Genomic DNA, 12,262 nt, shown 5'->3' with positions numbered 1-12,262 from the left:
CTGACACTCGGGTGGTGATCGGCTCGGCAGCGGCCCTCCGTCACCAGTCCTGGGAGCGGTGGCCGCCCCGCGGGGCGCTCCTGCGGGTCCCGCGTCCGGCGGGCCGGGCCGTCCAGTTGGCGGGCTCGCCGTAGGACGGTACGTGGCGCGGGGCGGGCACGCCGGGGCGGTGCGGGGTGCGGGCGGCGGGGCCCTGCCAGTCCGGGTCGCCCATCACGAGGAGCGGGTCGAACATCACGACGACGGCGGCGAGGATGAGGAAGACCGCCGGGCCGATCAGCATCGGCAGCAGCAGCGCGGTGGCGGTGTCGCCGGTGCCCTTGACGGGCTCCGCGCCGTGCAGGTGGACGCTGACCGCCGACATGGCGGTGTAGTGCATACCACTGACGGCGACGCCCATCACCAGGCTCGCACCGAGGCTGGCCAGAAATCCATGTACCGAGACGGCCGCCCAGAGGGCCGTCGTGGCCGCCACGACGGCGATGACCACGGACATCGCGACGGTGAGCGTGTCGTACTCGATGCGCCCCTGGAGACGCATCCCGGCCATGCCCAGATAGTGCATGGTGGCCACGCCGAGGCCGGTGATGGTGCCGCCGGTGACCAGGGTGAGGGCGGTCGCCCCCCGGTATCCGACGATGAAGATCCCGATGCCGACCATCAGGACGGCCACGCCCAGGCTGGCGAAGGTGATGGGCAGGTCGTAGTGGATGGGCGCCTGCTGGACCGAGAAGCCCATCATGGCGATGAAGTGCATGGTCCAGATGCCGGTGCCGATCGACGTGGCGCCGAGGGCGAGCCAGCCCGCCTTGAAGCTGTCGCGGTGGCGGAGCGATCTCGTGGTGCAGCGCAGGCCGAGGGCGCCGCCCAGGCACGCCATGAGAAAGGCCGCCACCGGAGTGACGATCCCGTAGCTGAATCCGTCGACCGTGCCCTGCATGAGCGTGTGTCCTCCACCCCTGGTGCCACGTCGTCCGAAAACAGTCGGTACCGCTGGGTAGTACTACCGGGGCGAGATTATGGCGCGCCGGGGGCCACGCGACCACGTGACCGGGGAATTTCCGCTCGTGAGACCTGAGCGAGACCGGTTCGTGATCTTGCGTCCGCCTTCCGGGCCCCGTTGTCGGTGGTGGGTCGTACCGTGGGCGGCATGGACATCGAAGCGGGGCCGGAGGGCGGCGGGCGAGCCGTCCCGGTGGAGTGGTCGGTCATGGAGTGCCCCATCGGGCCGCTCTTCCTCGCCGCGACCGAGCGCGGGCTCGTGCGGGTCGAGTTCCACGCCGACGCGGCGCGGCGGGACCGGATGCTCGACCGGCTGGCGGCGCAGCTCGGCGCGGAGCCGGTGGAGCGCGCCTCGGGGCTGCTCGCGGGCGCGATGCGCCGGCTCGACCGGTACTTCGCGGGCGAGCCGGGCGATGTCGATCTGCCCCTGGACTGGAGCCTGACGGCCGGGTTCAACCGGCAGGTGCTGCGCGAGCTGGCGAGCGGTGTGCCGTACGGCACGGTCGTCGGGTACGGGGACCTGGCCAGACGTGTGGGGCAGCCGGGGGCGGCGCAGGCGGTCGGCGCCGCGATGGGCTCCAATCCGCTGCCGGTCGTGGTGCCGTGCCACCGGGTGGTGGAGAGCGACGGCGGTCTCGGCGGCTTCGGGGGCGGTCTGGAGACCAAGCGGCAGCTGCTCGCGCTGGAGGGCGTGCTGCCGACGCCGCTGTTCTGAGGGCCTCTCCCGAACGCCGGACCGGGAGGGCTTCCGGCCGCGCCGGGAGGCGTTCCCATCAGGTGGGACGGCTGGCACACTCACGTAAGTGACCCACACCCCCGGTGCCCCTGACGCCACCCTGCCCGGCCGCATACCCGGCCCCGCCCCCGTCACCGACGCCGAGCTCCCCGCGCTGCGCCGGCGCGTCCAGGCCGTGCTCCTCGCCACCCAGATCCTCGGGGGCCTCGGCATCGCCACCGGCGTCGCCCTCGCCGCCGTGCTCGCCAGGGACGTCAGCGGCTCCGAGGCGCTGTCCGGTCTCGCGTCCACGGCGACCGTGGCGGGGCCCGCGCTGCTCGCCATGCCGCTGGCCGCCCTGATGGCCTCGCGGGGCCGCCGGGCCGGTCTCGTCCTCGCGTACCTCATCGGCGCGGTCGGCGCCGGGGTCACCGTGCTCGGGGCGGTCGCCGAGAGCTTCCCCCTGCTGCTCCTCGGCCTCGTCGGCTTCGGCGCCGGGTCCTCGGCCAATCTGGCGGCCCGCTTCGCCGCCGCCGACCTCGCCGAACCGGACCGCCGGGCGCGGGCCATCTCCACCGTGGTGTGGGCGACGACGATCGGGGCGGTCCTCGGCCCGAACATCGCCGCGCCGGCCGGGAAGAGCGTGGCGGGTCTGGGGATACCCGCCACCGCGGGCCCCTTCGTCTGGGCCGCCGGGGTCTTCGTGATCGCGGCGGCCGTGGTGGCCGTGCTGCTGCGCCCCGACCCGCTCCTCACCGCCCGCGCGCTCGACGAGACGGGCGCGGGCGAGGCGCCGGAGGAACGCTCCCTGCGGGCCGGGATGCGGGCTGTGCGGGAGTCCCCGAAGGCCCGCCTCGCGGTGGTCACCGTCGCCGGCTCGCACACCGCGATGGTGTCGATCATGTCGATGACCCCGGTGGCCCTCACCCACCACGGGGCGGACATCCGGCTGATCGGGCTCGTCATCAGTGGGCACATCGCCGGCATGTACGCCTTCTCGCCCCTGATGGGCTGGCTGTCCGACCGGCTGGGGAGGCTGTCGGTGATCGGGCTCGCGGTCGGTCTCATCGGTGTGGCGGCGCTCGTCGCGGGCACGGCGGGACCCAGCCACGGCCGTACCGCCCTCGGCCTGTTCATCCTCGGCCTGGGCTGGTCGGCGGGTCTGGTGTCCGGCTCGGCGCTGCTCACGGACTCGGTGCCGCAGGCCGCTCGGGCGGCGGTCCAGGGGCTCTCCGACTTCATCATGAACACCGCCGCCGGCGTCGGCGGCCTCGCGGCGGGCCTGATCGTGGCGCAGGCGGGATACGGGCCGCTGAACGCGATCGCCGCGTGCCTGCTGCTGCCGATGGCCGCGCTCGTGATCCGGGGCTCGCTCCGGAAGGCGTGAGGCTCCGCACGGTCGCGTCGTGCGGCACCGCCGTCCGGTCGGGTCGTGCGGCACCGCCGTCGGTCGATGCGGCACGGCCGTACGGTCGGGTCATGCGGCACCGCCGTCGGTCAGTTCGGCACCGCCGGGGAGGACGCCCCGCTCGCCAGCCGGCGCGGGGTGCCCGTGCCGTCGGCCGGGACCGACCAGACCGCTCCCCCGTAGCCGTACGCGAGGGTGCTCCGGTCCGTCCACAGCGCCTGGTCGTCGATGCCGCGCCGCTCGGCGACCGCGTGTTCGCGCCCGGTGCCCAGGTCGTACACGTACAGCCGCCACGGCTCGCTCGGGCCGTCGGAGACCCTCTTCTTGAAGGCGAGCCGGGTGCCGTCCGGGGAGAGCGACGGGCATTCGACGTTCTCCCGCAGGGCCTTGGCGGACCAGGTCCGCATGTCGCCCTCGACGAGATGGGTGCGGCCGCCCGTGGAGACGGTCGCGTAGAAGCGGTTGTCGTCGGCGGCGAAGCTGACACCCCAGTAGTTGACGTCGGGGGCGTGGTGGCGGCGGCCGCCGAGGGTGAGCGGGATCTGCTCGATGTTCTTCACCAGGTAGCCGGTGCGCAGATCGAGGATCGAGGTCCGGGTGGAGAAGGACGAGCGCGCGTAGGAGTCGCCGGTCGCGAACATCGTCCAGGCGAGCATGTTCCCGGAGGCCGAGACCCGGGCCCGGCTGGGGATGCCGGGCAGACCGATCCGGCGGACCTCGCGCAGCCGCCGGTCGAGCACGAGGACGTACGAGCGGGCCGGGACGCCCGGCCTGAGCTGGAGGCAGAGGGCGGTGGGCCCGGCCGCGTGGAAGCGGTCGCAGGAGGGGCCGCCCACCACCCGGCCGCCGGGCGCGGACGGGTCCACGCGCGCGATGCGGCCGCTGGCGGTGTCCCGCGTGTAGAGCGCGCCGGTGGCGCGTTCGAGGGTGAAGCCGGGGTCGGCGGTCCCGGCGACCGCGGCCTCGCGGCCCGAGGCCGCGCGCAGCGTATAGGCGGTGGCGCCGCCGCCGAGCAGCACAAGGGCGAGTACGAGGATCCACACGCGCGCACGGGTGGACGGGCCGGCGCCGGTCAGGTCGGACATGGGTCAGTCGCTCCTCTCGGAGGGCTCGGAAGGAGTCGTGGGCAGCAGCCGCGCGGCGCAGCACAGGGCCACCGTGAGGGCGAGCAGCGCGGCGACGAGCGCGGCCTCCGGCCCGCTCGCGGTCCAGACTGCGCCGAACGCGACGGCGGCACCGAGCCGGGCCAGCGCCTGCGCGGTCTGGACGACGGCGAGACCGCTCGCCTGCCGGCCCTCGGTCAGGAAGGGGCCCGCCAGGGCCATCAGGACGCCGTCGGTGGCGGCGTAGAAGACCCCGAGCAGGAGGAGGACGCCCAGGAGCACCACGGGGTCGGGCAGCGGGGCGAGGAGCAGTCCGTAGGCGAGGAGCAGGGCCCCGTGCCCGTACAGGAGCGGTGCTCGCCGCCCGATCCGGTCGGCGAGACGTCCGGCGGGTACGGCGAGCAGCAGATAGACGGCGGCCGCGCCGAGCGGCAGGAACGGGAACCAGGTCGCGTCGAACGCGAGCCGTCGCTGGAGCAGCAGGAAGAGGAAGGCGTCGCCGATGGTGGCGGCGCCGAGGATTCCGGCGCAGATCACGATCCGTCGGTACCCGGGCGAGCGCAGCCCACCGAGCAGCCCACCGAGGAACCCGCCCCGCGCGCGTGGTTCCGCGAACCCGCCCCGCGCGCGTGGCTCCGCCGGGACGACGGGTGCCTTCTCGTCGCCCCGCGTCCGCCCGGGGACGAGCAGCACCCACAGCAGGACGCCGAACGCCCCGACGCTGAAGCTGACGGCGAAGACGGCGTCGTACGCGTCGGCCGTCGCCCACAGCAGCGCGAAGGCGGCCAGCGGGCCGAGCAGGGCGCCGGTGGTGTCCATGGCCCTGTGCGTGCCGAAGGCGCGCCCCAGGTCCTCGGGCGGGCTGTGCAGGGTGATGAGCGCGTCGCGCGGGGCGGTGCGGACGCCCTTGCCGAGCCGGTCGGCGGCGATCGCGGTCGCGATCCAGCCGGTCGCGCCGCCGGCGAGGAGAAGGCCGAGCCGGGAGCAGGCGGACAGGGCGTAGCCGAGCCCGCCGACCTGCTTGTGACGGCCGCCGCGGTCGGCGGTGGCGCCGCCGAGGAGCCGTACGAACGCGGTGGCGCCGGTCGAGAGGCCGTCGAGCAGCCCGAACTGGAGCGGGGAGAGGCCGAGTCCGAGGACCAGGTAGAGCGGCAGGACGGCGGTCACCATCTCCGAGGAGATGTCGGTGACCAGGCTGACCGCGCCGAGGGCGAGGACGGTGCCGGGGACGCGCCGCCGGACCCCCGAGGGGGCGGGCGGCGCGTCGGGGCGACCGGTGGTCGCGAGGTACATCAGTGGCAGGTGTAGGTCGGGCCGGAGTCCTTCACCTGGTTGTCGGTGCCGACGTACTGCCAGGTGTAGGTGGTGTCGGTGAGGTCCAGCTTCAGGACGCCGTACGGACCGCTGATCCGCTTCTGGCTGTTGGGCTGGACGGTCTCGATGTCGTAGGGCTCGGCGCCGCCCATGCCGCCGACGATCTCGACGATGCCGTCGGCGGTGGCCCGCCCGTTGGGGTCCTGCGGGGCGAAGCGCTCGTAGTGGTGGTCGTGTCCGTTGAGCACCAGGTCGGCCTTGGCGTTGTAGAGGATCTGCCAGACGGGCTTGGAGACGGGGTCGTTGCCGTGGCCGCCGGAGGAGTACAGCGGGTGGTGGAAGTAGGCGGCGACGCAGCCCTTGGTGTTCCGCGCGAGGTCGTCCTTGAGCCACTGGATCTGGGCGGCGTCGTCGAAGGAGTTGGAGTCGAGGGCGAGGAAGTGCCAGTTGCCCTGGTCGTAGCTGTAGTACGACTTGCCCTGCGGGTAGGCGATCGAGCCGAAGTAGGACTTGTACCCGGCGAGCGGGCCGGCCGGGTCGTAGGTCTCGTGGTTGCCGGGCACGGGGCGGGTCTTCGCCTTGAAGGCGCCCCAGGACTTGTCGTAGTAGTTCTTGAAGTCGGAGAGCAGGGCGTCGTCGTACTGGTTGTCGCCCATCGTCAGATAGAAGGACGGCGCGATCCGCTGGGCCAGGGCTGCGGTCTTGGGGTGGGCGCAGGAGCTGCTGGAGGCGGTGCACTGGGCGGCGATGTCGCCGGCCGCGACGACGGTGAACGCGCCGGTGGGCGGCTCCGTGGTGCCGGTGGTGCCGTAGACCTCCACCGTGAAGAGCGAGTAGCCGTACGAGGTGCCGCGGGCGGTCCCGTACACGCGGAGGTAGCGGCCCTGGCCGGTGAGTCCGGTCCAGTCGTCCGTGGCGCCGTTCCCCGCGGTCTCGTTGGCGAGGCGGGTCCAGGTGGTGCCGTCGGTGGAGATCTCGACGCGGTAGGCCTTGGCGTACGCGGCCTCCCAGACGAGCTTGACGCGGGAGACGGTGGCCGAGGGGCCGAGGTCGACCCGGATCCACTGGGGGTCGACGCCTTCGGCGCTGGCCCAGCGGGTGCTGGAGACGCCGTCGAAGGCCTTCTCCGGGCCGAAGGTGCCGTCCTCGACGGAGGAGGACGTGGCCGGTCGGCCCTGGGAGATCAGGACGTCGGCGGCGGCTCCGGCCCGGTCCGGGAGGGCGAGCAGGAGCCCGCCGACGAGCAGCAGCACGGCGGCGAGGACGAAGGGGAGAGGGGTGGTGGTGCGGCGTGGTGGGGCGGAGGCGTTCAGGCGCATACCTGGGCTCCCTGGCCTGTGGGGTCGGCGAGAGCTGGACACCGGTGCGGCGCACCACGGACCGCCGCGCGGCGGCGGGCCGGGGCGCCCGTGCCGTGGGTACGGGCACGGGCGACCGGCCGGGTGGCGATTCGGGCGCCACACGGCGGGGTGGTGCTCGGCGGCCGGGTCAGAGCTCTCGCTGAGCGCGTCACGCCCCTTGGGGTGGGGCGCCGCGCCAAGCCGCTGCCGGGGATGCTAGCCGATAGGAAGGTTTCCTACCAGACCTCAACTCCGTGCTGCCCGACGTGACTTCAGAGGCCCCAGGGGGCATCAGAGGCTGATGTGGTACGCCTTGCGCAGGGTCTCGTGCACGGTCCAGGTCGTCCGGTCGCCCTCGCGGAGCACGCAGGCGTCGCCGGGTCCGATCTCCAGGACGGCCCCGCCCTCGACGGCGACGGTCGCCCGGCCGGAGACCACCACGAACAGCTCGTCGGCCTCGGTGTCGGTGACGACGCCGGGCGTGATCTGCCAGATGCCCCGCAGCTGCTTGCCGTCGGCGGACTCCCACAGCACCTTGCCCGTCACCTCGGGCGTACCGGAGACGATCTGGGCGGGGTCGAGCGGCTCCGCCTCGAGCTCCGCGTCGGGGATGTGCACGGCGAAGGAGGGCTGGTCATGTGTCGTCATGGGCGGTGACTGTAGCGGGGGTCCAGGGCCGCTCCGATGCCGGGCCCGGATGGACGGAAGCCCTCCGCTTCGCCTCCCACCAGGCGCGATGCCCGGAACCCGACGCGGCGACGAAATCCGCACGACCCCTTCGGCGCAGCGCCGGACGGGTGGCGCGGCCGCCCCGGACACCCCCGCCGGGCACCCCGTGACGGAATCCGAAGGCGCCCCCACGGTGTGGCCGGAGCTCGCCGACGAGGTTTGCGGGGCCTGTGGTCGCGCCAGGAATGGGACATGTCCACACAGGTGTCCGAAGAGGTACGCGAGGCGCTCCACGAGGGGCGTCCCGTCGTCGCGCTGGAATCGACGATCATCGCCCACGGCCTGCCGCGCCCGCGGAACCTGGCGGTGGCCCTGGAGCTTGAGGAGCTGGTGCGGGCCGGGGGCGCCGTCCCCGCCACGATCGCCGTGGTCGACGGCACTGCCAGGGTCGGCCTGGACCGGGCGGCGCTGACCCGGATCGCCGAGGACCCGGCGGTGCGGAAGCTGGGGCACCGCGACCTCGCCCCGGCCCTGGCGACCGGCGTGACCGGGGCGACGACGGTGTCGGCGACGGCCTGGCTCGCGGACGCGGCCGGCATACGGGTGTTCGCGACCGGAGGCCTCGGCGGTGTTCACCGCGAGTGGACCGACACCCAGGACGAGTCCGCCGACCTGCGGCTGCTCGCCCGTGTCGGCACCACCGTGGTGTGCGCCGGGGTCAAGTCGATCCTCGACGTGCCCGCGACGCTCCAGCGCCTGGAGACGCTCGGCGTGACGGTCGTCGGGTACGGAACGGAGCACTTCCCCGGCTTCTACCTCGCCTCCTCGGGCGAGCCGGTCGACTGGACCCTGCGGACCCCGGAGGCGGTGGCCGAGGTGATACGGGCCCAGGACCGGCTCGGCGGGCCACGGGCGGCGCTGATCGTGGCCAATCCGGTGCCGGTGGCGGAGCAGTTGGATCCCGCGCTGCACGACCGGGTGCTCGCGGGCGGCCTGGCGGCGGCGAAGGAGAAGGGGATCACCGGGCAGGCGGTGACGCCGTTCCTGCTCGAATACCTGACGGTGCACACGGAAGGGGCCTCCCTGGAGGCCAACCTGGCGGCGGTACGGGGCAATGTGCGGCTCGCGGCGAGGATCGCGGGGGCGTACGGCGCGGGGACGGCGGCCGGCACCGAAGCCGGGCGGGACTCCGTACCCGCGCCCGGCGCCGAGCCCTCGCACGGCTCCGGGTCCGCGCCCGGCGCGGGCGGCCGGTGAGCCGGGCGGCGGGTGCGCTGCTCGTCGTCGGGGACGTGGTCACGGACGTCGTCGCCCGGCACCGGACCCCGCTGACGCCCGCGACCGACACGGCGGCGGAGATACGGACCCTGCCGGGCGGCGCCGGAGCCAACGCGGCCTGCTGGGCGGTGCGTTACGGATGCCCTGACGTGCGCATCCTCGGCCGGGTGGGGACGGACGCGGCCGACTGGCACGAGCGGGCGCTGCGGCGGGCGGGCGTGCGTCCCCTGCTCGTCCCGGACACCGAGGCGGCGACGGCCAGCGTGATCGCGCTCGTGGACTCCTCGGCGGAGCGCACCTTCCTCACCGACAGCGGCGCCGCCCTGCGCCTCTCCCCCGGCGACTGGTCGGCGGGCCTGCTCGACGGCGTGGCCCGGCTGCATCTCTCCGGCTACCTGTTCTTCGCCGCGCCGAGCCGCGAGACCGCCCGGCTGGCGCTGCGGGACGCACGGGAGGCGGGGGTGCCGGTGAGTGTGGACCCGGCGTCGGCGGGGTTCCTCGCGGAGCTGGGGGTGGACCGGTTCCTCGCGGCGGCTGACGGCGCGGAGGTGCTGCTGCCCAACGCCGACGAGGCCCGGTCGCTCACCGGACGCGACGAACCGGATGTGGCGGCGGCCGAGTTGAGCCGCCGATTCCCGCTGGTCGTGGTCACCCTCGGGGCGTCGGGCGCCCTGGTCGCCGAGGACGGCTCGGTGACCGCGCGGGTGACGGCTCCTGCGGTCCGGCCGGTGGACTCGACGGGCGCGGGCGACGCGTTCACCGGGGCCTTCCTGGCGGCCCGGCTCGCGGGCGCGGATCCCGCGAAAGCCGCCGAGGCGGGCTGCCGCGCGGGCGCGCAGGCGGTCACGACGGTCGGCGGCAGACCGCCGACGGGGCCACCGGGCGAGTGACCCGGGGAGGCTCGCGAGCACCGGGCGGTGCCGCAAGCAAGGCACGGACCGCAAGCAAGGCACGGACCGCAAGCAGGGGGCGGATCGCGAAGCCTCGACCCCCCTAACCGCCGAACCCCGTCCAGGCCGGGTGGCGCGGGTCGTCCGCGCGGACGACCACGTCCGCCGCGTCGCCGGGATCGACCTCCGTCTCGTACCGGGCGAAGGCCGGCAGCGTCCAGGCCTCCTCCGTGCGCCGGGCAAGGGCGGCGGCCGAGAGCCGCAGGTGCACGGTGAGGTCGAAGGGGAACCAGTGGCCGAGCAGGAACGGCCCGTGCAGCACGAGCACCCCGCCGGGCGGCAGCGTCACGTACGGGCTGCGGGTCGCACGGTCCTTCACCGGGTCCCAGAGGTCGGGCAGCACCCGTCCGGTGCCACCGGGCTCCAGCGGCTTGAAGACCTCCCGCCACAGCGCCCCGGTGTCGGTCCACCCGTCGTAGTACGCGTCCGGGTCCTGCTTCCCGTACTCGTACCGCAGCGACGCGGGCCGCAGGAAGCCGCCGGTCCCCGCGACGAGGACGGAGCGCCCGCGTGTCCGCAGTGCCGCGGCGAGCTGTTCGGCGAACTCGCCGCCAGGAGCGGCGGGCGGCCCGTCGACGGCGACCTTGAGCCGGCTGCTCCCGTCGGCCGGTGCGGCGCCGTCGAGCCGACGGGCCAGCGCCTCCGCCAGCCGTTCCCAGGTGATCGCCTCGTATCGCATCCCGCTCATCCTGCCCGCAGCTCCCCCTGACGTGTAACGGCCGACACCCCCGGCATTACGGTGACCGGGCCGGGCGACGACCGCACGGCCGGAGGAGAGGATCCGTTCCCCATGAGTCGGCGTCAGCAGCCACTGCCCTACGAGACCACGGAGGTTGCATCCCCGTTCGGCCTCGGGTTGCACCATGTGCAGCTCGCCCTGCCGCCGGGCGACGAGGAGGTGTGCCGTCGATTCTATGTGGACGTGCTCGGCATGACCGAGATCCAGAAGCCTCCGGTGCTCGCGGCCCGCGGTGGCCTGTGGGTCCGCTCGGACGCGCTGGAGATCCACCTGGGGGTCGAGGAGGACTTCCGTCCGTCCCGCAAGGGGCACCCGGGCATCCTGGTCGCCGACATCGACGGCCTGGCCGAGCGGCTGACCGCCCGGGGCGTCGAGGTGACATGGGACGACAACTTCCCCGGACACCGGCGCTTCTACACCACCGACTGCCACGAGAACCGGCTCGAGTTCCTCTCCCCCGAGCACTGACGCCACGCACCACGGCTTGACCTTGTCACTGGCGTCAGTGTTCGACCATCAGCCCCATGAACACCACCACACCCACCAGGGTCGTCGTCGTCACCGGTGCGGGCACCGGCATCGGCCGGGCCGCCGCCCACGCCTTCGCCCGGCAGGGGGCGACGGTCCTCGCCGTCGGCCGCAGGGCCGAGCCGCTGCGGGAGACCTCCGAGGGGCACCCCGGCATCCACCCGTACGTCGCCGACGTCACGGCGGAGGGCGCGGCCGAGGAGATCGTCCGCGCCGCCGTGACCGGCCACGGCCGCCTCGACGTGCTCGTCAACAACGCCGGGATCTCCCTCGGCGGCCCGCTCGGCACCCTCGACCGCTCCGTGATCACCCCGCTCCTGGAGACCAACCTCGTCGCCCCCGTCCTGCTGACGCAGGCCGCCCTCCCCTCGCTCCGGGAGTCGCGGGGCGTCGTGGTGAACGTGACGACGACGATCGGCCAGCGCGGCTGGCCGGCCAACTCCGTCTATCCGGCGACCAAGAGCGCCCTGGAGACACTGACCCGCTGCTGGGCGGTGGAGCTCGCGCCCGACGGCGTCCGGGCGGTGGCGGTCGCCCCCGGTCCGATCGAGACTCCGATCGCGGACCACATGGGCCTCTCCCCCGAGCAGCTGAAGGCCTTGCGGGCCTGGCAGCTCGCGCACGTTCCGCTGGGCCGGATCGGCCGTCCCGAGGAGGTCGCCTGGGCGATCACCTCGCTCGCGGCGCCGGACGCCTCCTTCCTGACCGGCACCGTCCTGCCCGTCGACGGGGGTGCGCTGGTCGCGTGATAGGAGTGGTCGCGGAGGTGGCGTCCTTGCGCATCGGTGAACTGGCCCGGCGGACCGGGGTGTCGCCGCGCGCCCTGCGCCACTACGAGGCGGCGGGCCTGATCACGTCGACCCGCGCGGCCAACGGATACCGGGTGTACGGCGAGGACACCGTGACGCGCGTGTCGAACATCCGGTACCTCCTGGACGCCGGCCTCACCCTGGACGACGTGTCCGCGTTCCGTTCCTGCCTGGACGGTGACATGCCGTCGGCCCCGCCGTCCGCCCGCGGCCTGGAGATCGCCCGCGAGCGGCTGGCCGTGCTCGACGCCCGCATCGCGGCACAGACCGAGGCCCGGAACCGGCTGGCCCGAAGGCTGGGCGTGGTGTCGGACCGGGGTTGATGCCCGGGGATGGACCGGCGCCCGCGGATGGACTGATGCCCGGGAACAGACTGATCCCCGGGAACGGGCTGACCCCCGGGTGCG

The 12,262-nt window shown here is 74.2% G+C and carries 13 protein-coding genes; 7 read left to right on the top strand and 6 right to left on the bottom strand.

Annotated features, from left to right (window positions below):
• Window positions 1-40: 40 nt before the first annotated feature.
• Window positions 41-940, bottom strand: coding sequence for an MHYT domain-containing protein (locus E0F75_RS20485; protein WP_187623987.1), 900 nt, complete (start codon window positions 938-940; stop codon window positions 41-43).
• A gap of 210 nt (window positions 941-1,150) precedes the next feature.
• Here E0F75_RS20485 and E0F75_RS20480 point away from each other — a divergent pair, with 210 nt between their 5' ends.
• Complete coding sequence (locus tag E0F75_RS20480; protein ID WP_187623986.1) at window positions 1,151-1,717, top strand: methylated-DNA--[protein]-cysteine S-methyltransferase; 567 nt, start codon at window positions 1,151-1,153, stop codon at window positions 1,715-1,717.
• A gap of 88 nt (window positions 1,718-1,805) precedes the next feature.
• Window positions 1,806-3,104, top strand: a complete 1,299-nt coding sequence (locus E0F75_RS20475) for an MFS transporter (RefSeq protein ID WP_374115416.1) — start codon at window positions 1,806-1,808, stop codon at window positions 3,102-3,104.
• A 110-nt stretch (window positions 3,105-3,214) separates the two neighbouring features.
• Here the strand turns inward: E0F75_RS20475 and E0F75_RS20470 are convergent, their stop codons facing one another.
• The 4 genes from E0F75_RS20470 to E0F75_RS20455 form a co-directional block, all read right to left on the bottom strand.
• Window positions 3,215-4,210: a PD40 domain-containing protein gene (locus tag E0F75_RS20470; RefSeq protein WP_187623985.1), complete on the bottom strand. Its 996-nt coding sequence runs from the start codon at window positions 4,208-4,210 to the stop codon at window positions 3,215-3,217.
• Window positions 4,211-4,213: 3 nt separating this feature from the next.
• Window positions 4,214-5,521, bottom strand: a complete 1,308-nt coding sequence (locus E0F75_RS20465) for an MFS transporter (protein ID WP_187623984.1) — start codon at window positions 5,519-5,521, stop codon at window positions 4,214-4,216.
• Window positions 5,521-6,861, bottom strand: a complete 1,341-nt coding sequence (locus E0F75_RS20460; RefSeq protein WP_187623983.1) for a discoidin domain-containing protein — start codon at window positions 6,859-6,861, stop codon at window positions 5,521-5,523. Before E0F75_RS20460 ends, E0F75_RS20465 begins: the two co-directional genes overlap by 1 nt.
• A gap of 312 nt (window positions 6,862-7,173) precedes the next feature.
• Window positions 7,174-7,530, bottom strand: a complete 357-nt coding sequence (locus tag E0F75_RS20455; RefSeq protein WP_187623982.1) for a cupin domain-containing protein — start codon at window positions 7,528-7,530, stop codon at window positions 7,174-7,176.
• A gap of 273 nt (window positions 7,531-7,803) precedes the next feature.
• Here E0F75_RS20455 and E0F75_RS20450 point away from each other — a divergent pair, with 273 nt between their 5' ends.
• Both E0F75_RS20450 and E0F75_RS20445 read left to right on the top strand, forming a co-directional pair.
• Window positions 7,804-8,808 (top strand): pseudouridine-5'-phosphate glycosidase, encoded by a 1,005-nt coding sequence (locus tag E0F75_RS20450; protein ID WP_229312753.1) that lies wholly within the window; start codon window positions 7,804-7,806, stop codon window positions 8,806-8,808.
• A complete protein-coding gene (locus E0F75_RS20445; RefSeq protein WP_187623981.1) occupies window positions 8,805-9,719 on the top strand; it encodes a carbohydrate kinase family protein in 915 nt (304 codons plus the stop codon). The genes E0F75_RS20450 and E0F75_RS20445 overlap by 4 nt, the downstream gene beginning before the upstream one ends.
• A gap of 103 nt (window positions 9,720-9,822) precedes the next feature.
• On the opposite strand, the gene E0F75_RS20440 is transcribed toward E0F75_RS20445, so the two are convergent.
• Window positions 9,823-10,458: a uridine kinase gene (locus E0F75_RS20440; RefSeq protein ID WP_187624136.1), complete on the bottom strand. Its 636-nt coding sequence runs from the start codon at window positions 10,456-10,458 to the stop codon at window positions 9,823-9,825.
• A 111-nt stretch (window positions 10,459-10,569) separates the two neighbouring features.
• Here E0F75_RS20440 and E0F75_RS20435 point away from each other — a divergent pair, with 111 nt between their 5' ends.
• Genes E0F75_RS20435 through E0F75_RS20425 form a run of 3 tightly spaced genes read left to right on the top strand, consistent with a single transcriptional unit; the run spans window position 10,570 to window position 12,178 of the window.
• Window positions 10,570-10,986: a VOC family protein gene (locus E0F75_RS20435; protein ID WP_229312752.1), complete on the top strand. Its 417-nt coding sequence runs from the start codon at window positions 10,570-10,572 to the stop codon at window positions 10,984-10,986.
• A 56-nt stretch (window positions 10,987-11,042) separates the two neighbouring features.
• On the top strand, window positions 11,043-11,795 hold the full coding sequence (locus E0F75_RS20430; RefSeq protein WP_187623980.1) for an SDR family NAD(P)-dependent oxidoreductase: 753 nt from the start codon (window positions 11,043-11,045) through the stop codon (window positions 11,793-11,795).
• Window positions 11,796-11,821: 26 nt separating this feature from the next.
• Complete coding sequence (locus E0F75_RS20425) at window positions 11,822-12,178, top strand: MerR family transcriptional regulator (RefSeq protein WP_194481369.1); 357 nt, start codon at window positions 11,822-11,824, stop codon at window positions 12,176-12,178.
• Window positions 12,179-12,262: the final 84 nt, after the last annotated feature.

Origin of the sequence: Streptomyces sp. CB02980 (assembly GCF_014451325.2) — a bacterium.
Taxonomy (GTDB): Bacteria; Actinomycetota; Actinomycetes; order Streptomycetales; family Streptomycetaceae; genus Streptomyces.
Note: the sequence above shows the minus strand (reverse complement) of the source record. Positions and strands in the feature narration are given on the sequence as shown.